17 protein-coding genes and 2 pseudogenes are annotated in these 17,616 nt (G+C 58.2%); 8 read left to right on the forward strand and 11 right to left on the reverse strand.

The genetic code is table 11. The features are described 5' to 3' along the window. The first annotated feature begins 57 nt into the window (after positions 1 to 57). The gene (gene alaC, locus ACYZT3_RS22270; RefSeq protein ID WP_462030781.1) at positions 58 to 1,275 is read left to right on the forward strand and encodes an alanine transaminase; all 1,218 of its coding nucleotides are present in this window, start codon (positions 58 to 60) and stop codon (positions 1,273 to 1,275) included. A 165-nt stretch (positions 1,276 to 1,440) separates the two neighbouring features. Here alaC and ACYZT3_RS22275 read toward each other — a convergent pair whose 3' ends face one another. Next, positions 1,441 to 2,793 (reverse strand): GntP family permease, encoded by a 1,353-nt coding sequence (locus ACYZT3_RS22275; protein WP_282377250.1) that lies wholly within the window; start codon positions 2,791 to 2,793, stop codon positions 1,441 to 1,443. A gap of 82 nt (positions 2,794 to 2,875) precedes the next feature. Next, positions 2,876 to 3,409: a gluconokinase gene (locus tag ACYZT3_RS22280; protein WP_282377251.1), complete on the reverse strand. Its 534-nt coding sequence runs from the start codon at positions 3,407 to 3,409 to the stop codon at positions 2,876 to 2,878. Between the two features lie 214 nt (positions 3,410 to 3,623). On the opposite strand from ACYZT3_RS22280, the gene gntR reads away from it, so the two are divergent. Continuing rightward, positions 3,624 to 4,655: an HTH-type transcriptional regulator GntR gene (gntR, locus tag ACYZT3_RS22285; RefSeq protein ID WP_462030782.1), complete on the forward strand. Its 1,032-nt coding sequence runs from the start codon at positions 3,624 to 3,626 to the stop codon at positions 4,653 to 4,655. A gap of 50 nt (positions 4,656 to 4,705) precedes the next feature. Here gntR and ACYZT3_RS22290 read toward each other — a convergent pair whose 3' ends face one another. Then, positions 4,706 to 5,578 (reverse strand): LysR family transcriptional regulator, encoded by an 873-nt coding sequence (locus ACYZT3_RS22290; protein WP_462030783.1) that lies wholly within the window; start codon positions 5,576 to 5,578, stop codon positions 4,706 to 4,708. A 121-nt stretch (positions 5,579 to 5,699) separates the two neighbouring features. On the opposite strand from ACYZT3_RS22290, the gene ACYZT3_RS22295 reads away from it, so the two are divergent. Together ACYZT3_RS22295 and ACYZT3_RS22300 are read left to right on the forward strand one after the other, a co-directional pair. After that, complete coding sequence (locus tag ACYZT3_RS22295; RefSeq protein WP_282377255.1) at positions 5,700 to 6,131, forward strand: PACE efflux transporter; 432 nt, start codon at positions 5,700 to 5,702, stop codon at positions 6,129 to 6,131. Between the two features lie 56 nt (positions 6,132 to 6,187). Continuing rightward, the gene (locus tag ACYZT3_RS22300; protein WP_462030784.1) at positions 6,188 to 6,820 is read left to right on the forward strand and encodes a glutathione S-transferase family protein; all 633 of its coding nucleotides are present in this window, start codon (positions 6,188 to 6,190) and stop codon (positions 6,818 to 6,820) included. Positions 6,821 to 6,945: 125 nt separating this feature from the next. Here the strand turns inward: ACYZT3_RS22300 and ACYZT3_RS22305 are convergent, their stop codons facing one another. The 3 genes and pseudogenes from ACYZT3_RS22305 to ACYZT3_RS22315 all read right to left on the reverse strand — a co-directional run. Continuing rightward, on the reverse strand, positions 6,946 to 7,485 hold the full coding sequence (locus ACYZT3_RS22305) for a methyl-accepting chemotaxis protein (protein ID WP_462032410.1): 540 nt from the start codon (positions 7,483 to 7,485) through the stop codon (positions 6,946 to 6,948). Positions 7,486 to 7,488: 3 nt separating this feature from the next. After that, a pseudogene (locus ACYZT3_RS22310) lies at positions 7,489 to 8,265 on the reverse strand (PAS domain-containing protein); the annotation flags it as partial. Between the two features lie 417 nt (positions 8,266 to 8,682). Next, positions 8,683 to 8,820: pseudogene (locus tag ACYZT3_RS22315) on the reverse strand (LysR family transcriptional regulator); the annotation flags it as partial. A 372-nt stretch (positions 8,821 to 9,192) separates the two neighbouring features. Between ACYZT3_RS22315 and ACYZT3_RS22320 the strand changes: the two are divergent. Then, positions 9,193 to 9,609: a GNAT family N-acetyltransferase gene (locus ACYZT3_RS22320; protein ID WP_462030785.1), complete on the forward strand. Its 417-nt coding sequence runs from the start codon at positions 9,193 to 9,195 to the stop codon at positions 9,607 to 9,609. A 13-nt stretch (positions 9,610 to 9,622) separates the two neighbouring features. Here the strand turns inward: ACYZT3_RS22320 and def are convergent, their stop codons facing one another. From def to ACYZT3_RS22335, 3 genes are all read right to left on the reverse strand, one after another. Continuing rightward, entirely contained in the window at positions 9,623 to 10,162 is a 540-nt protein-coding gene (gene def / locus ACYZT3_RS22325) for a peptide deformylase (RefSeq protein ID WP_462030786.1), read from the reverse strand. Then, the gene (locus ACYZT3_RS22330; protein ID WP_282377260.1) at positions 10,159 to 11,115 is read right to left on the reverse strand and encodes a YihY/virulence factor BrkB family protein; all 957 of its coding nucleotides are present in this window, start codon (positions 11,113 to 11,115) and stop codon (positions 10,159 to 10,161) included. Before ACYZT3_RS22330 ends, def begins: the two co-directional genes overlap by 4 nt. Before the next feature lie 164 nt (positions 11,116 to 11,279). Beyond that, positions 11,280 to 11,471: a CsbD family protein gene (locus ACYZT3_RS22335; RefSeq protein ID WP_282377261.1), complete on the reverse strand. Its 192-nt coding sequence runs from the start codon at positions 11,469 to 11,471 to the stop codon at positions 11,280 to 11,282. A 200-nt stretch (positions 11,472 to 11,671) separates the two neighbouring features. On the opposite strand from ACYZT3_RS22335, the gene ACYZT3_RS22340 reads away from it, so the two are divergent. Continuing rightward, complete coding sequence (locus ACYZT3_RS22340) at positions 11,672 to 12,049, forward strand: hypothetical protein (protein ID WP_282377262.1); 378 nt, start codon at positions 11,672 to 11,674, stop codon at positions 12,047 to 12,049. Between the two features lie 75 nt (positions 12,050 to 12,124). Here the strand turns inward: ACYZT3_RS22340 and fadD1 are convergent, their stop codons facing one another. Then, positions 12,125 to 13,825, reverse strand: a complete 1,701-nt coding sequence (gene fadD1, locus ACYZT3_RS22345) for a long-chain-fatty-acid--CoA ligase FadD1 (protein ID WP_282377263.1) — start codon at positions 13,823 to 13,825, stop codon at positions 12,125 to 12,127. Positions 13,826 to 14,199: 374 nt separating this feature from the next. Then, the gene (gene fadD2, locus ACYZT3_RS22350) at positions 14,200 to 15,888 is read right to left on the reverse strand and encodes a long-chain-fatty-acid--CoA ligase FadD2 (RefSeq protein ID WP_462030787.1); all 1,689 of its coding nucleotides are present in this window, start codon (positions 15,886 to 15,888) and stop codon (positions 14,200 to 14,202) included. A 258-nt stretch (positions 15,889 to 16,146) separates the two neighbouring features. Here fadD2 and ACYZT3_RS22355 point away from each other — a divergent pair, with 258 nt between their 5' ends. Beyond that, complete coding sequence (locus tag ACYZT3_RS22355) at positions 16,147 to 17,091, forward strand: lysophospholipase (protein ID WP_462030788.1); 945 nt, start codon at positions 16,147 to 16,149, stop codon at positions 17,089 to 17,091. Between the two features lie 39 nt (positions 17,092 to 17,130). Next, positions 17,131 to 17,601, forward strand: a complete 471-nt coding sequence (locus ACYZT3_RS22360; protein WP_282377266.1) for a MaoC family dehydratase — start codon at positions 17,131 to 17,133, stop codon at positions 17,599 to 17,601. Positions 17,602 to 17,616: the final 15 nt, after the last annotated feature.

The raw sequence follows: 17,616 nt of genomic DNA on the forward strand, positions 1-17,616 counted from the left end.
CCGCAGTGACCAGCGTCGCTCGGACGGTTCCGGGCGCTCACGTTACCCGAGGCAACAATGGCCAACCCAGGTTCGCCGCGCCGCTTTGCGCGCATAGATCGACTCCCCCCTTACGTATTCAACATCACTGCCGAGCTGAAGATGGCCGCCCGTCGTCGTGGCGAAGACATCATCGACTTCAGCATGGGCAATCCTGACGGCCCGACACCGCCGCACATCGTCGAAAAACTCGTCACCGTCGCCCAGCGCGAAGACACTCACGGCTACTCGACGTCCAAGGGCATTCCGCGTCTGCGCCGGGCGATTTCCAATTGGTACAAGGATCGCTACGAGGTCGACATCGACCCGGAAAGCGAAGCCATCGTGACCATCGGTTCCAAGGAAGGCCTGGCGCATTTGATGCTGGCCACCCTAGACCAGGGCGACACCGTTCTGGTGCCGAACCCGAGCTACCCGATTCACATCTACGGCGCGGTGATTGCCGGCGCCCAGGTGCGTTCGGTGCCGTTGATTCCGGGCGTGGACTTCTTCGCCGAGTTGGAAAGCGCCATACGCGGCTCGATTCCGAAACCGAAAATGATGATCCTCGGCTTCCCGTCGAATCCCACTGCTCAATGCGTGGAGCTGGACTTCTTCGAGCGAGTGATCGCCCTCGCCAAACAGTACGACGTGTTGGTGGTGCACGACCTGGCTTACGCCGACATCGTCTACGACGGCTGGAAAGCACCGTCGATCATGCAAGTGCCGGGCGCCAAGGACATTGCGGTGGAATTTTTCACTCTGTCCAAGAGCTACAACATGGCGGGCTGGCGCATTGGTTTCATGGTCGGTAATGCCGAACTGGTCAACGCCCTGGCGCGGATCAAGAGCTACCACGACTACGGCACGTTCACCCCGCTGCAAGTCGCGGCCATTGCGGCGCTGGAAGGCGATCAGCAGTGCGTCAAAGACATCGCCGAGCAGTATCGGCAGCGTCGCAACGTGCTGGTCAAAGGCCTGCATGAACTGGGCTGGATGGTCGAAAATCCGAAAGCGTCGATGTATGTCTGGGCTAAGATTCCCGAGGTTTATGCGCACTTGGGCTCCCTGGAGTTCGCCAAAAAACTGCTGGCCGAGGCCAAGGTTTGCGTCTCGCCGGGCGTAGGGTTTGGGGAGTATGGGGATGATCACGTGCGCTTCGCGCTGATCGAAAACCAGGACCGAATTCGTCAGGCAGTACGCGGGATTCGCGGGATGTTTCGGGCGGATGGGTTGGTCACCAAGACCAACGCCTGACACATTGATCGTTCCCACGCTCCGCGTGGAAATGCATTCCGTGACGCTCTGCGTCACAGTGGACGCGGAGCGTCCATGGCGGCATTCCCACGCAGAGCGTGGGAACGATCATCACCCACAAAAAAACCGCATGGCTGCGGTTTTTTCGTGTCTGCCGAATGTGCTTTAAACGAACAGCGACAACAGCAGGATAAAGCCCAGCGCAACGATGGACAGGATGGTTTCCATCGCGGTCCAGGTCTTGAAGGTTTCCGCCACGGTCATGTTGAAGTACTGCTTCACCAGCCAGAAACCTGCGTCGTTGACGTGAGACAGGATCAACGAACCGGCACCGGTCGCCAGTACCAGCAGCTCACGATTCACACCCGGAATCATCCCCACCACCGGCACCACAATGCCGGCGCCGGTAATGGTCGCCACGGTCGCCGAACCGGTGGCGATACGGATCACCGCCGCCACCAGCCACGCCAGAAGGATTGGCGAGATCTGCGCTTCCACCGCCATGTTGCCGATGACATTACCAACGCCGCTGGTCACCAGCATCTGCTTGAAGCCACCACCGGCGCCAATGATCAGGATGATCGCGGCGGTCGGCGCGAGGCTCGCGTCCAGCCATTTGAGAATCTGGCTGGAACCTACGCCCTGCTTGTAGCCGAAGGTGTACAGCGACAACAGCAACGCCAGCAGGAGTGCCGAAATCGGGTGACCGATCAGGTCCATGAAGGTGCGGAAAAAGTTGCCGTCCGGCAGCACCACATCGGCAAAGGTCTTGAGCAACATCAGGAAAACCGGCGACAGCACGGTGATCAGGGTGATGGCGAAGCTCGGGAGATCGGCAGAATCGTTATCACGCGCCAGTTGATCCACCAGTTCCTGATTCGGATGGCCGGGGATGTATTTGGCAATGAAAGTGCCGTAGATCGGTCCGGCAATGATCGCCGTTGGCAGCGCAACGATCAGGCCGTAGAGAATGGTTTTACCGATGTCGGCACCGAACACGCCGATGGCCAGCAACGGACCCGGATGTGGCGGAACCAGACCGTGCACGGCCGAAAGACCGGCCAGCAGCGGGATACCGATCTTGATGATCGACACACCGGTACGCCGGGCAACGATGAACACCAGCGGAATCAGCAGCACGAAGCCGATTTCGAAGAACAGCGGAATGCCGACCAGGAAGGCCGCGAACATCATGGCCCACTGCACCTTGTCCTTACCGAACGCGCGAATCAGCGTTTGGGCGATCTGATCCGCCCCGCCCGACTCGGCCATCATTTTGCCGAGCATGGTGCCCAGCGCCAGAATGATCCCGACGAAACCGAGCACCCCACCGAAGCCGTCCTGGAACGCCTTGATGATGGTGCCAATTGGCATGCCGGAAGTCAGCCCGAGAAAGGCTGCGGCGATGATCAGGGCGATGAAGGGGTGAAACTTGAATTTGGTGATCAGGACGATGAGTCCGATTACCGTGACCACTGCGTCTAGCAGCAGGAACGTCTCGTGGGACATGCCAAACATTAGGGGTGTCTCCTGGTTGTTGTTGTTATTAAAGTGAGTAATTCGCAAGCCATCAAGACAGCGCTGTCTCTTCGAGAAAAACTCATACGGCGAGTTTCAGGCCGTGTTCAAGCCACCAGCGGTGTGCTTGAGCGGCCAGTTCGTCGACGCTGTGGTTCGACGCGTCGAGGGCCAGGGTCAGCGGTTCGCCAACGGGTGATTCGAGGGTGGCGAACTGGCTGTCGATCAGTGTTGACGGCATGAAGTGCCCCGGCCGATGAGACACACGATCGGCGGCGACTTCGGGGGTCAGCTCAAGAAAAACGAAGCCCAGGCCAGGCAAGGCGCTGCGCAGACGTTCACGGTAAATGTGTTTGAGCGCCGAGCAGGTCAGCACCGGGCGCTGGCCCTTTGCGTCAATGCGGCGCAGTTCATCGCACAGGCTATCGAGCCAACCAGCACGGTCTTCGTCGTTCAGGGGGATACCCGCGCTCATCTTTTTGATATTGGCGGCAGGGTGAAAAGTGTCGCCTTCAATGGCGGTCGCGCCGCTGAGTTGGCACAAGGCCTCGCTGACGCAAGTCTTGCCGCAACCGGCAACGCCCATGATGACCAGGGCGGTGATGGGATGATTCATGTAACACCTCAGCGCGCAGACAGCGCTACCTTTGCCAGTTATGCACTAGAGCAAAAGCAGAAGTTGCCGACGCCTTCTTGTCATTTTTGTGGGTTGCAGCATGTTCGTTCCTGACGCCAAAAAACGGGGATCAGGCAAACCCCGTTCACGCATTTGCAGCTGCGTCGAGACAGCGCTACCTTAGTGCCTCGAATTTTGTTTGGCAAGCCGTCCGATGATCTCTCCTAAAAACGATAAAAATACGCGCACCACTGGCCGCCCCACCTTGAACGAAGTCGCGCGCCTGGCCGGTGTCAGCCCGATCACCGCCTCTCGCGCCCTGCGCGGGGTCAGTACCGTGGCCACCGAACTGGTGGAAAAAGTCCAGAAAGCCGCCCTCGACCTCAACTACGTGGTCAACCCTGCCGCCCGCGCGTTAGCCTCGGCCCAGAGCCATTCGGTGGTGGTGTTGGTGCCGTCACTGTCCAATTTACTGTTCATCGACACGCTGGAAGCCATTCATCAGGTTTTGCGCCCCAAAGGCTTCGAAGTGCTGATCGGCAACTTCCACTACTCCCGCGACGAAGAAGAAAACCTGCTGCGCAATTACATGGCGTATCAGCCGCGCGGTTTGCTGCTGACCGGTTTCGACCGCACCGAAAGTTCGCGCCGGATGATCGAGGCGAGCAACATTCCCTGCGTGTACATGATGGAACTGGACAGCGCAGCCGGCCTCAATTGCGTGGGTTTTTCACAACTCGCTGCCGGCGAGACAGCGGCCGAGCATTTGCTGTCACGCGGTCGTAAACGCTTGGCCTACATCGGCGCGCAACTGGATCAACGCACGTTGCTGCGCGGCGAAGGTTTTCGCAAAGCCCTGCAAAAGGCCGGTTTGTATGACCCTGATCTGGAAGTGCTGACACCTCGCGCCTCCTCCGTCGGCCTCGGTGGCGAACTGTTCCTGCAGCTGATCGCCAGTCATCCCGATGTCGATGCCATCTTCTTCGGCAACGACGACCTGGCCCAGGGCGCACTGCTCGAAGCCATGCGCTACGGGATCAAAATCCCCGAACAAGTGGCGATCCTCGGCTTCAACGACCTGCCGGCCTCGGCCCACATGGTCCCGCGTCTGAGCAGCATCAGCACCCCGCGCGAGGCGATTGGCCGGCGCGCAGCGGAGCAGATGCTGACCTTGATGGCCGGCAACACGGTGGCGAAACCGGTGCAGGACATGGGGTTTGAGTTGAAGGTGCGTGAAAGTACCTGACACTGTTTGATCGTTCCCACGCAGAACGTGGGAATGATCGGTGTGCAGCGTCAACGCCCCATCAACTCCACAAACGCCAACGCCCCTTTCTGCAACGGCTGGCTCTTGAGCCACACCGCATGCACCGGCAGCACCAACCCGTTCTCGATGTTGCGGAAGCTCAGGCGCTTGAGCCTTCCAGCATCGAGCCACGGCTGGACCACCGACAGCGGAAAATTGCCCCAGCCCAATCCGGCTTCGACCATTTCCAGCGCCATCGTCAACGTGTCGGTGCGCCAGTAAGACTCGGCCACCAGTGGCCGGATTTCGCTGATCGGCAGGTCGCGGCTGGCGACGATGATTTGCCGTACGCGGACCAAATCTTCGAGATACAAATCCTGGCCTTGAAGCAACGGATTGTCCGCCGCCAGCGTGGCGATCATCCGTTCGGTGCCGACGAACTGGAACCGCTCCAGCACGTTCATGCTCAGCCCGGCGAACGCCAGGCAAACGCTGACCCGGCCGCTGTGGAGCATCGCCAGCACATCATCCTGCGGCGCGCTGAGCACTTCGATTTCCAGTAGAGGATGACGCTCGGCGATGACCTTGATCGCCGCCATCACGCGGCCCTTGTCGATGTCCGCCACCACCCCGATCGACAACTTGCTTTCCAGCCCCAGCGACAGCTCGACCGCATGCACTTGCAGCTGTTTGAGCTGCTCGGCAATCAGTCGCGCATGCGGCACCAATGCGCAGGCCATCGCCGTCGGCACCGGCTCGCGATGGCTGCGATCAAACAGTGGATAACCGAGTTCGGCTTCCAGGTTGGCGATGCCCATGCTCACCGCCGACGGCACTTTACCTAGCGCCCGGGCGGCAGCGGAAAACGAGCCGCGTTCGATCACCGCGAGGAACAACTCGATGCTGTCGCTGTTGAAATTCATCCGTCGTCCTATCAATAAAACTGAAAGCTAATGACTTTTTCTGTCAGCCCTATTGAAGCTATCTTTCGTCGCCTTCGCCAGTGCTCCTGGCTTCAAGTTGGCAAGAAAGAGGCAACCCCCCATGCAAGGCGTTAAACGAAAACTGCTCTACGTGTCCCTTTACGAGGTCATCGGCATGACATTCTCGGCCTTGGGGCTGGCATTGTTGTCCGGCACCTCGCCAGGCAGCACTGGCCCGTTGGCAGTGATCATCACCACCATTGCGGTGACCTGGAACTTCATCTACACCACGCTGTTCGAGCGCTGGGAAAGTCGTCAGCCTTCGCGAACCCGCACCGTTAAACGGCGCATCGCCCATGCCGTGGGTTTTCAACTAACCTTGATAGTGTTCCTCATCCCGTTGATCGCCTGGTGGATGAACATCAGCCTGGTGCAAGCCTTCCTGTTGGACGCGGCGCTGATCATTTTCATCCCGTGCTACACCTTCGCCTTCAACTGGTTGTTTGATCGCACGTTTGGTTTGCCAATGTCGGCGCTGCCGGATCCGGTTTGAAAACGCTGAATGTCTGTTAGATTCCTGAAGCGTCGAATCGCTAACGGAGTAGCTCAATGGAACACGCACTGAAGATTCTGGGAAAAGCCTCGTCTATCAACGTCCGAAAAGTCCTGTGGACCTGTGAGGAACTGGGTGTTGCCTGTGAACGTGAGGACTGGGGCGGCGGTTATGCGTCGACCCACACGCCGGAGTTTCTCAGGTTCAATCCCAATGCTCAGGTGCCGGTGATCATCGACGATGCGGGCGTGTTGTGGGAGTCCAACACCATCTGCCGCTATCTGGCCGGCAAACACCACAACACCGATCTGTTACCGCACGAACCGGCGGCGCGCGCTCGGGTAGAGCAGTGGATGGATTGGCAAGCGACCGAACTCAATGCCTCCTGGAGCTACGCGTTCACAGCGTTGGTGCGCAAAGATCCGGAGTTCCAGGACCCGCATCACATTACCGCTGGCGTACGCAGCTGGAATCAGAAGATGGGCATCCTCGAGCATCAGCTCGCGACCACCAAAGCGTATGTCGCCGGGCCACACTTCACGCTGGCGGACATCGTCATCGGGCTGTCGGTCAACCGCTGGTTGATGACACCGATGGAGCGCCCCGACTACCCCGCCATCGACGAGTATTTTCAACGATTGGCACAACGCCCGGGATTCCTCAAACACGGCTGCAATGGCCTGGCTTGAGCGGCTTCCGCGCTACCCGACCCACATCCATGCGGGTGTGGTCGGCAAGTTTCTCGCTTCGCTTTAAAAAGTGCGGAAATCAATAAAAAAGGTCCCTTCGAGGAACCCTTTTCAATTTGCCGCGATCAACTTATCTGCAAGGTCGAGTTGAACTGACTGATCGCATCCACCACATGCCGCGATCCTTGTTGAATCTCCAGAATCACTGCTCCCGCCTCGTTCGCCAGTTCCACCCCAAGACCGGTTCGACTCAAACTCGACTGCATGCTCGACACCGCACTCAATGACAAATCATGGTTCTTGCGTACCACTTCAACGATCTCCAGCGTTGCCTGGCTCGTTCGTGCCGCAAGGCTGCGAACTTCATCGGCAACTACCGCGAACCCGCGCCCGTGCTCCCCGGCGCGGGCTGCTTCAATCGCCGCGTTGAGCGCCAGCAGGTTGGTCTGATCGGCAATTCCGCGAATGGTCTGAACGATGGTGCCGATGATGTCGGACTGTTTGCTGACGGCATCAATGCTCAGCGCCGCTTCATTCAAGTCTTTGGAAATGTCCTGGATGATCTGCACCGTTTGCTGTACCACCAGAGAACCTTTCTGCGCACAGGCGTCGTTTTGAACCGAGGTACTGTGGGCCGACTCCGCGGCGGTTTGCAGGGTGGTCACCTGATCGGTGATGTCGCTGGCGAACTTGACCACTTTGTACAATCGACCCTTGGTGTCAAACAGCGGGTTGTAGGAGGCCTCCAGGAAAACCGTATGACCCTGCTTATCTTTGCGCTCGAAACGGTGCGAGTGATATTCGCCGCGATTGAGTGAAGCCCAGAACGCTTTATAGGCCTGCGATTCGGCTTCACCACGATGGCAAAACAGACTGTGGTGTTGTCCAACCACTTCGTTGAGCGAGTAATGCATCGTCTTCAAGAAGTTTTCGTTGGCCGAGATGACGTTGCCATCCGGGGTGAATTCGACCACGGCCATGGAACGACCGATCGCCGCGAGCATGCTCTCGCTTTCGTGTTCCTTGTCGGCCCTGGCTGAGATATCAGTGGCGACCTTGATCACACTCCGGACCTGACGATCAGCGCCGAACACTGGCATATAGCTGGCTTCAAGCCACATCTCCTTGCCGCTCTTGTTCAAGCGCAAGAAGGTCCCGCTCACCGGTTCGCCACGGGCAAGGTCACGCCACAACTTGGCATAGGCATCGCTTCGATAAAACGCTTCTTCGCAGAATATCCGGTGATGTTTTCCGCGCACGTCTTCGGCGCTATAACCCATGGCACTGCAAAAGTTGTCGTTGGCATCGAGCACGATGCCTTCGGGGGTGAACTCAATCATCGCCATCGAGCGGCTGACCGCGGCCAACTTCGCGTTAGCCTCGGTCAGCGCGCAACTGAATCGTTCGATTTCCAGCAGGTCAGTCTTGTGACGTCGATTAAACATGGTCGTATCACCTTCAGCGCGGTCTTTTGTTTGATGAAAGTTCTTTGGTCTTTCAACGACTCCACCACTACGTTCCAAGGAACAGGCACACGCATCCCTCCACCGGAAGGACTGGGTCAGGTGATCAATGATGTTTAATTGGAGAGTCCATGCAGCGACGCTCTTATCAAGACATCCTTCTCTTGATAGCCCGGGATCGAGCCAGCCTTAACGTTCTGATAAATCGCTCCATTGACCGGACAGCTCCATGTTGTTCAGTGTCGGCGCCTTGGGTTGCGCACGCTCTTAACGTGTATGACGGCCTTCACATGGTGGTCGACATAGTTAGTCACGAGTCAGCATAGACAGGCGAGGCAGGTATGCAAGGCCACTAGTCGGCCAGTATTGAGGACAAAATCGGTTCAGCGTCGGTATGAGTCATTTCTCGGCAAGCAGACTCATCAGCGCCTGCACCGCCGCCGAGGGTGGCTTGTTCGCAGCGACCACCAAGGCAAATTCGCGATCGATACGCGGCGTCACGGGCACTATGCGCAGGCCTTGGCGCAAGGTGTCGATTTCTTCTCGGTGGGCAATATCGAAGTAATGGGGCATGGCGTTGCTCAGATCGGGGGCCAGTCCCCTTCTGTGCAATGGCGCAGGGTTTTCTTGCAGATTATTTGGTTATTTCGTTAGAAGCAGCGGGAGCCCGAGGGCCGGGCTCCCTTGTCACGGGATCAATGACCGAACACATCCACCTTCTTGGCCTTCTTGTCGGCGCGTTTTTCATCGGCGGTTTTTGCCGGCTTCTTCTTTGCTGCTTTTTTTGAATCCATGCCTTTGGCCATGATACGTACTCCACTCATACGGGATGTGAGATCAGGTATACACCTATCGCTGCGTGCGCGTTCTTTTATAATCGCCCGCTTTGTGCACCGACAGTCGAAGACCATGCCCAATACCCAATACACCTTGCTCGCCGAGCCTTTATGGCCCTTGATGAACAAGTTTTATCGCGCTCACCAATCGTCGATGAAAGCGGTCCGGGACGCTCAACTCTGGGTGGCCAGGCGCAACGAGATCATTGGGGCACTGTGTTTGCGACCGGTGGCGGACGGGCATTGGCTGACGGGTTTGTTTGTCGATCCAGCCTGCCGTGAACAGGGAATCGCTGCGGCGTTGATCGCCGAGGCGCTCAAGGACCTCGAAGGCCCGGTGTGGCTGTTTTGTCATCCGGACCTGCGCGGGTTTTATGAACGTCGTGGTTTTACCTTCGACCCGCCACTGCCCTACTCCATGGCCGAACGCTTGAGCCGTTACGCACGCAGCAAGCCGATGATCGCCATGGGTATGAAACCGTCTGGATGATTCACGGAGTGTGTCAGTCGTCTGCTGCAGGATCGAGATCCGGAAACATCACGTCGGTAAACCCGAACTTGCTGAAGTCACCGATGCGCGACGGGTACAACCGCCCGATCAGGTGATCGCATTCATGCTGCACAACCCGCGCATGAAACCCCGAGGCGATGCGCATGATCGGCTGCCCCTTGGGATCAAAACCTTCGTAACGAATGTGCTGATAGCGATCCACCGCGCCGCGCAGGCCGGGCACCGAGAGGCAGCCTTCGAAACCCTCTTCCAGTGTCGGGGTCAAGGGCGTAATCAGCGGGTTGATCAGAATCGTCTGCGGCACGGCCTCGGCATCCGGATAACGCTCGCTGTGCTCGAAACCGAAGATCACCAGTTGCAGATCGACGCCGATCTGCGGTGCAGCCAGGCCAACGCCACCGACGCTTTCCATGGTCTGGAACATGTCGTCGATCAGTTGCCACAGCTCGGGGCTGTCGAACATTTCGGCGGGCACCGGCGGGGCAATGCGCAGTAGGCGCTCGTCGCCCATTTTCAGAATTTCACGGATCATTTGATGACTTCGTCAGTGGTCGGCTTGATCGAGTGATCCCGACCCAGTCCCGACACGTGGTGTTTGGGTTCGTGGTCGTGCTCACCGGGGACTTTTTCGCCATCATTCTTGCCCTCGGTCGACATGTGTTCGATCACGGCATTCATCTCGGCGCCGAGCAACAGCACCGCGGCGGAAATATAGAAATACAGCAACAGCACGATGATCGCGCCGATACTGCCATACATGGCGTTGTAGTTGGCGAACGCCTTGACGTACAGACCGAAACCCAGTGACGCGATGATCCACACCACCACCGCCAGCACCGAACCCGGCGTGATGAAACGAAACTCTTGTTTGACGTCGGGCATGACGTAATAAATCAGCGCCACCGCCATCATCAACAGAATCACGACCACCGGCCAGCGCACGATGGTCCAGAGCGTCACGATGAAGTCTTCGAGGCCGACTTGCGCGGCGATCCAGCCCATCACCTGCGGTCCGAGCACCATCAGCGCGGCAGCGACCAGCAGCATACCGGCGATGCCGACGGTGTAGATAATCGACAGCGGAAAACGCTTCCACGCCGGACGGCCCTCGACCACGTCGTAGGCAGCATTCATCGCGCTCATCATCAGCCGCACACCGGCAGACGCGGTCCACAGGGCAATCACGATACCGACCGACAGCAAGCCACCTTTGGATTGCTGGAGCTGGTCAATGACCGGGTTGACCTGTTCCAGCGCCTGGGGCGGCAGCACCAGTTCTGACTGCAGGCGCAGCCAGGAGAAGAAGTCCGGCAGGTGCAGGAAACCGATCAGGGCGATGAGGAACAGAATGAAGGGAAATAGCGAGAACAGCATCTGATAGGCCAGCGCCGAGGCATAGGTCGACATCTCGTCGGCGACGAACTCAGTGACCGTGCGAACCATGACACGGTGCAGGCGTAAACCTTTCATGTGTGGGAAAAACATTAGCGTCTCCTTTCGCCGCAAAATTTGGTCGAAGTCGTGGCGACTCAGGGGCCGTTTTCTACATCAAAGTAGCCTACTTGGCGATTTTGATCTTGCTCATGCTCAGACTGACACAAAAACGGCCATCCGCGGATGGCCGTTTCTGACACGCTTTAAAGGCCGGATCACGCCTTGTCGATGCCTTTCTTGATCGCATCCTTGGCTTTACCGACCGCTTGCTGGGCTTCGCCTTTCTTTTCCTGCACGACGCCTTCGGCGCGCATTTTGTCGCTACCGGTGGCCTTGCCGACGCCTTGCTTGACGTTGCCGGCGGCTTCGTTGGCCATGCCTTTTACTTTATCGCCAGTGCTGCTCATGGTGTTTCTCCTGTGAACAATTCAACGGGGAAAGTTGTTACACAAAGATTGACCGGAGGCGTTTGTGCCGAGTTTCATTTATTTTCACCGCGATATTTCATCGTTCAGTGCAGGTTGGGCTTTATGTTTGTCGACCAACCCCCGAGAATGCGCAACGTATTCAGGCCATGGCGCTGAAGATCCAATCCTGTAGGAATGTTATGAAACTCGATAAAAAGCAGGCCATTGCCCGCAGAAACCAGGAACTTGGCGGTGCTGTGCTTGGCGTCAATAACTGCCATTTCACCGAATTGAACCGCAACCGCAACATTTGGTGGTTCGATATTCCGGTCGCGCGCCTGGCCGTTGGTCAGTACGAATGGGTTCACCTGCTGATGCACACGCCGGACACCGACGAACTGCTGCACCTGAAAGTGCCGACGGTGTTCCTGCGCGAGAAGCTCGAAGGACTGGTGGTGCGCAACGAAGGCAAGCGTAAAGCCGCTTTGAGCCTGGAACTGAGCGCCGACAAGGACTCGTACCTCCAGGACATGCGCCCGGCGGGTACCAACGTGAACTTCGCGCAGTTTCGCCTGTAAAGAGATCGTTCCCACGCTCTGCGTGGTAACGATCAGCTATAAACAAGAAGCCCCGCATCTGCGGGGCTTCTTGTGTTACGCGCCTACCTTCTTGACGCCGAGCTTCTTCAATTCTTCGTCGCGCAACTCGCGGCGCAGGATCTTGCCGACGTTGGTGGTCGGCAGCGCATCGCGGAACTCCACGGAGCGCGGAACCTTGTAACCGGTGACGTTGGCGCGCATGTGCTCCATCACCTGTTCCTTGGTCAGCGTCACGCCCGGTTTGGCGACGATGAAGAGCTTGATCGCCTCGCCCGACTTCTCGTCCGGCACGCCGATGGCTGCGCATTGCAGCACGCCTGGCAGGGTCGCAAGCACGTCTTCCAGTTCATTCGGGTACACGTTGAAACCGGAGACCAGGATCATGTCTTTCTTGCGATCGACGATGCGCATGTAACCATCAGGCTGGATCAGCGCAATGTCACCGGTCTTCAACCAGCCTTCGCTGTCGAGGATTTCATCGGTGGCGTCCTGACGCTGCCAGTAGCCCTTCATGACTTGCGGACCTTTCACACACAGCTCGCCGATTGCGCCCAACGGCTGCTCAACGCCGGCATCGTCGATGATTTTGCACAGGGTCGACGGAACCGGAATACCGATGGTGCCGATCTGGATGTTCTGGATCGGATTGACGGTGGCCACCGGGCTGGTTTCGGTCATGCCGTAACCTTCGCAGACGGCGCACCCGGTGACCGCTTTCCAGCGTTCGGCGGCAGCCAGTTGCAGGGCCATGCCACCGGACAGGGTGACTTTCAACGCCGAGAAGTCCAGCTTGCGGAAGTCTTCGTTGTTGCACAAGGCGACGAACAGCGTGTTGAGCCCGACGAAACCGCTGAACTTCCACTTCGACAGTTCCTTGATCATCGCCGTCAAATCGCGCGGGTTGCTGATCAGCACGTTGTGGTTACCGATCAGCATCATCGCCATGCAATGAAAGGTGAAGGCATAGATGTGGTACAGCGGCAGCGGCGTGATCAGGATCTCGCAGCCTTCATGAAGGTTGGAACCCATCAGCGCCTTGCACTGCAGCATGTTCGCCACCAGGTTGCGGTGGGTGAGCATCGCTCCCTTGGCCACGCCGGTGGTGCCGCCGGTGTATTGCAGCACGGCAACGTCGCTGCTGGCCGGGTTGGCTTCAGCCACTGGCTGGCCATGCCCCTTGCTCAGCACGTCGTTGAACTTGATGGCCTTGGGCAAGTGATACGCCGGGACCATCTTCTTCACATACTTGATGACGCTGTTGACCAGCAAACGCTTGAGCGGCGGCAGCAGGTCGGCCACTTCGGTGACGATCACGTGCTTGACGCCGGTTTTCGGCACGACGGTCTGGGCCAGGTGCGCCATGTTGGCCAGGCAGACCAGGGCTTTGGCACCGGAGTCGTTGAATTGGTGTTCCATTTCCCGCGCGGTGTACAACGGGTTGGTGTTGACCACGATCAGCCCGGCGCGGATGGCACCGAAGACGGCGACCGGGTACTGCAACACGTTGGGCAGCTGCACGGCGATTCGATCGCCTGGCTGCAAGTCGGTATGCTGTTGCAGGTAAGCGGCAAAGGCACCGGACAATTCGTACAGTTCACCGTAGGTGATTGTCTTGCCCAGGTTGCTGAATGCCGGTTTGTCGGCAAAGCGCTGGCAGGACTGCTTCAACACCGCCTGAATATTCGGATACTCGTCCGGATTGATGTCGGCAGCAATCCCGGCAGGGTACTTATCCTTCCAAAAGTCTTCGATCATGGAAGCCCACTCCTCAGCAACGCGAGTTCATCACCGCATTTGATTCGATTATTATTGGTGTGTGTTTTTTATTGGTGTCGATTGCTGGTGAGTCTGGCTTTTTAGTTAGGCCGAGAAGTCACAAAGCGCGCCGAGAGTAGCAGCTTTGCCAAGGGCCTACTAGAGCCAAAAACCGGCCCTACAGTCACTTTAATGACTAAAGACTAACAGGCAGTCATTTTAGAGCAAAAATTCTATAGCACCCTGAAAGCCTTTGGATTCGGGCCTTCTGCCCCACAAAAAGCATCGCGAGCAAGCTCGCTCCCACAAGGTCATCGGTGATCCTGTGGGAGCGGGCTTGCCCGCGATCCGCGCAAAGCGCGGCCATTCAACACTCAGGCGATATCACGCAACTCCCGCCGCAAGATCTTGCCCACCGGCGTCATCGGCAACGACTCACGCAAGACGATGTGCTTGGGTACTTTGTACGCCGTGAAGTTCTCCTTGCAGTACGCCTTCAGTTCTTCAAGGCTGACACCCGATTCACGGGCCACCACAAACAGCTTCACCGCCTCCCCCGAACGCTCATCCGGCACACCGATCACCGCGCAGCTGGCGACTTTTGGGTGAGCCATCACCACGTCTTCGATCTCGTTCGGGTACACGTTGAAACCCGAGACGATGATCATGTCTTTTTTGCGATCGACGATGCGCACAAAACCGTCCGGGTCGATCACCGCGATGTCACCGGACTTGAACCAGCCTTCTGCATCCAGCACTTCGTCGGTGGCTTCGGGCTTCTGCCAATAACCTTTCATGATCTGCGGGCCTTTGATGCACAGTTCGCCGCGCTCGCCCAAGGGTTGCTCGACGCCCTCATCGTTGATGACCTTCAGCGTGGTGCCCGGCACCGGCAGGCCGACTGTGCCGATGCGCGACTGGTCGCCGTAAGGGTTGGTGCAGGCCACGGGTGAGGTTTCGGTCAGGCCGTAGCCTTCGGTAATGCGACAACCGGTGAGCTGTTCCCAGCGCTCGGCGGTGACCTTGACCAACGCGGTGCCGCCGGAGTTGGTGAGTTTGAGGCTGGAGAAATCCAGAGTCTTGAAGTCCGGATGGTCCATCAACGCGACGAACAGCGTGTTGAGCCCCAGCAACGCCGAGAAACGCCAGTTCTTCAGTTCCTTGATGAAACCCTTGATGTCCCGCGGATTGGTGATCAGTACGTTGTGGTTACCGGTCACCATCATGCACATGCAGTTCGCCGTGAAGGCATAGATGTGGTACAGCGGCAGCGGCGCGATCATCACCTCCTGCCCTTCGCGCAGCAGTGGCTGACCGTCGGTGCCGAACTGACCCAGGCACGCGCGCGCCTGCTGCATGTTCGCCACCAGGTTGCCGTGAGTCAGCATCGCCCCCTTGGCCAGCCCGGTGGTGCCGCCAGTGTATTGCAGCACGGCGATGTCGCCGAGGCCGGCATTCAGCGGCTTGATCCCCAGGCCTCGACCCAGACTCAGCGCGCTCTTGAAGGAAATCGCCTGCGGCAAGGAATACGCCGGGACCATCTTCTTGACCTTGCTCACCAGGGTATTGACCAGCCAGCCCTTGGCGGCGGGCATCAGGTCACCCATCTTCGCTTCGATCAGGTACTGGATGTCGGTGTCGGGCAGCACCTCCTGGACTTTCTGCCCGAACATGTTCAGGTACACCAGCGCCCGGGCCCCGGAGTCCTTGAACTGATGACGCATCTCCCGCGCGGTGTACAACGGGTTGGTGTTGACCACGATCAGCCCGGCGCGCAGGGCACCGAACACGGCAATCGGGTAATGCAGGACGTTGGGCATCTGCACCGCAATGCGATCCCCCGGCACCAGGTCGGTGTGGGCTTGCAAGTAACCGGCGAAGGCTGCGCTGTAGCGCTCCAGTTCGGCGTAGGTCAGGGTTATGCCCATGTTGCTGAATGCCGGGCGGTCAGCAAATTTCTTGCAGGAACGCTCGAACACCTCGATCACCGACTTATAGGCCCCTTGGTCGATGTCCAGGGGCACGCCGGCGGGGCGTTTGTCATTCCAGAAATCAGGTTGCATTGTTTTTGTCCTCTTTACCTGAACCTATCCGGGGCCGCTTTTCTGTCCTTCCTCTCTCATCCCTCAAAAAGCAGAAAGCGAAAAGCGGGGCTTCACGGACACTAGCAGCTATGGCGAATCAGGCAAATATGCGCACGGGCCTCATTGACCGTGTGAATCTTGGTGCCGTGGCGTGGCCTGATCAGACGGCACGCTATGGATGCGCTATACAATGCAACGACGTCCATGCCACATGCAGCCCTATGCAAAGGAATCGCCATGATCCACGACACTTTTTGGCTGACCGCGAGTGACCGCAGCCGCCTCTTCGTTAACCAGTGGCTGCCAACAGCTCCACTCAAGGCAGTGATCCTGTTGGCCCACGGCATGGCGGAACACAGTGGTCGCTACGCCCGTCTGGCGGAAAAACTCTGCGATCAGGGTTACGGCGTCTATGCACCGGATCAGCGTGGACATGGCAAAACTGCCGAAAACGGGACACTCGGCCATTTCGCCGACAACGATGGCTGGGGCAAAGTGGTGGGTGACCTGGCTTGCCTCAATCAGCACATCGGCCAACAACATTCCGGCGTGCCGATCGTGCTGCTCGGCCACAGCATGGGCAGCTACATCGCCCAGGCCTATCTGCTGCATCACAGCGCCAGTCTGCACGGAGCCGTCCTCAGCGGTTCGAACTTCCAACCGGTGGCGCTCTATCGCGCGGCGCGGCAGATTGCGCGGTTAGAACGTTTGCGCCAAGGCCCGAAAGGTCGCAGCGCGCTGATTGAATGGCTGTCGTTCGGCTCGTTCAACAAAAAATTCAAACCGGTGCGCACGCGGTTCGACTGGCTCAGTCGCGATCAGGCGGAAGTCGATCTGTACGCCAACGACCCACTCTGCGGCTTTCGCTGCACCAATCAGCTATGGATCGATTTGCTCGGTGGGTTGCAGCAAATCAGCAAAGCGTCCAATCTCGCTCAGATTGATCCGGGTCTGCCGTTGCTGGTCATTGGCGGTGAATGTGATCCGGTGAGCGAAGGCAAACGTCTGAAAGTTCTGGCCCATGCGCTACGCGCGGCTGGCAGCCAGAGCCTGCAACTGACAATTTACCCGCAGGCACGGCATGAACTGTTCAACGAGAGCAACCGCGATGAAGTGATCAATGACGTGTTGAACTGGATCGCCCAAGCGCTGAGCCATCGCCGGCCACCCAGATCGGAATAGTTTTTTTGTGGATTTTTTTTCGTCACAGGATTGAAACAGATGACCCAGGTTACCAACACCCCTTACGAAGCCCTTGAAGTCGGCCAGACCGCCAGCTACAGCAAGACGGTCGAAGAGCGCGACATTCAGTTGTTCGCTGCGATGTCCGGCGATCACAACCCGGTGCACCTGGACGCTGAGTTCGCCGCCGGTACCATGTTCAAGGAGCGCATCGCTCACGGCATGTTCAGCGGTGCGCTGATCAGCGCTGCCGTTGCCTGCGAATTGCCTGGGCCGGGGACTATTTATATCGGTCAGCAGATGAGCTTTCAGAAGCCGGTGAAGATTGGCGACACGCTGACCGTGCGTCTGGAGATTCTCGAGAAGCTGCCGAAGTTTCGTGTGCGGATTGCCACTCGCGTGTTTAACCAGCGTGATGAGTTGGTGGTGGATGGTGAGGCGGAGATTCTGGCGCCGCGCAAGCAGCAGACTGTGTCGTTGCCTAAGCTGCCGGCAATCAGCATCGGCTGATACCTGACACTGATC

The organism is Pseudomonas sp. MDT1-16 (assembly GCF_054898115.1).

Excerpts from the sequence above, each read along its gene's own strand:
- ACYZT3_RS22275 (WP_282377250.1), bottom strand. The coding sequence starts at position 2,793 with ATGTTTGGCATGTCCCACGAGACGTTCCTGCTGCTAGACGCAGTGGTC.
- gntR (WP_462030782.1), top strand. The coding sequence starts at position 3,624 with ATGATCTCTCCTAAAAACGATAAAAATACGCGCACCACTGGCCGCCCC.
- ACYZT3_RS22300 (WP_462030784.1), top strand. The coding sequence starts at position 6,188 with ATGGAACACGCACTGAAGATTCTGGGAAAAGCCTCGTCTATCAACGTC.
- def (WP_462030786.1), bottom strand. The coding sequence starts at position 10,162 with ATGATCCGTGAAATTCTGAAAATGGGCGACGAGCGCCTACTGCGCATT.
- ACYZT3_RS22295 (WP_282377255.1), top strand. The coding sequence starts at position 5,700 with ATGCAAGGCGTTAAACGAAAACTGCTCTACGTGTCCCTTTACGAGGTC.
- ACYZT3_RS22330 (WP_282377260.1), bottom strand. The coding sequence starts at position 11,115 with ATGTTTTTCCCACACATGAAAGGTTTACGCCTGCACCGTGTCATGGTT.
- ACYZT3_RS22360 (WP_282377266.1), top strand. The coding sequence starts at position 17,131 with ATGACCCAGGTTACCAACACCCCTTACGAAGCCCTTGAAGTCGGCCAG.
- ACYZT3_RS22280 (WP_282377251.1), bottom strand. The coding sequence starts at position 3,409 with ATGAATCATCCCATCACCGCCCTGGTCATCATGGGCGTTGCCGGTTGC.
- fadD1 (WP_282377263.1), bottom strand. The coding sequence starts at position 13,825 with ATGATCGAAGACTTTTGGAAGGATAAGTACCCTGCCGGGATTGCTGCC.
- ACYZT3_RS22320 (WP_462030785.1), top strand. The coding sequence starts at position 9,193 with ATGCCCAATACCCAATACACCTTGCTCGCCGAGCCTTTATGGCCCTTG.
- ACYZT3_RS22340 (WP_282377262.1), top strand. The coding sequence starts at position 11,672 with ATGAAACTCGATAAAAAGCAGGCCATTGCCCGCAGAAACCAGGAACTT.
- alaC (WP_462030781.1), top strand. The coding sequence starts at position 58 with ATGGCCAACCCAGGTTCGCCGCGCCGCTTTGCGCGCATAGATCGACTC.
- ACYZT3_RS22335 (WP_282377261.1), bottom strand. The coding sequence starts at position 11,471 with ATGAGCAGCACTGGCGATAAAGTAAAAGGCATGGCCAACGAAGCCGCC.
- ACYZT3_RS22355 (WP_462030788.1), top strand. The coding sequence starts at position 16,147 with ATGATCCACGACACTTTTTGGCTGACCGCGAGTGACCGCAGCCGCCTC.
- ACYZT3_RS22290 (WP_462030783.1), bottom strand. The coding sequence starts at position 5,578 with ATGAATTTCAACAGCGACAGCATCGAGTTGTTCCTCGCGGTGATCGAA.
- fadD2 (WP_462030787.1), bottom strand. The coding sequence starts at position 15,888 with ATGCAACCTGATTTCTGGAATGACAAACGCCCCGCCGGCGTGCCCCTG.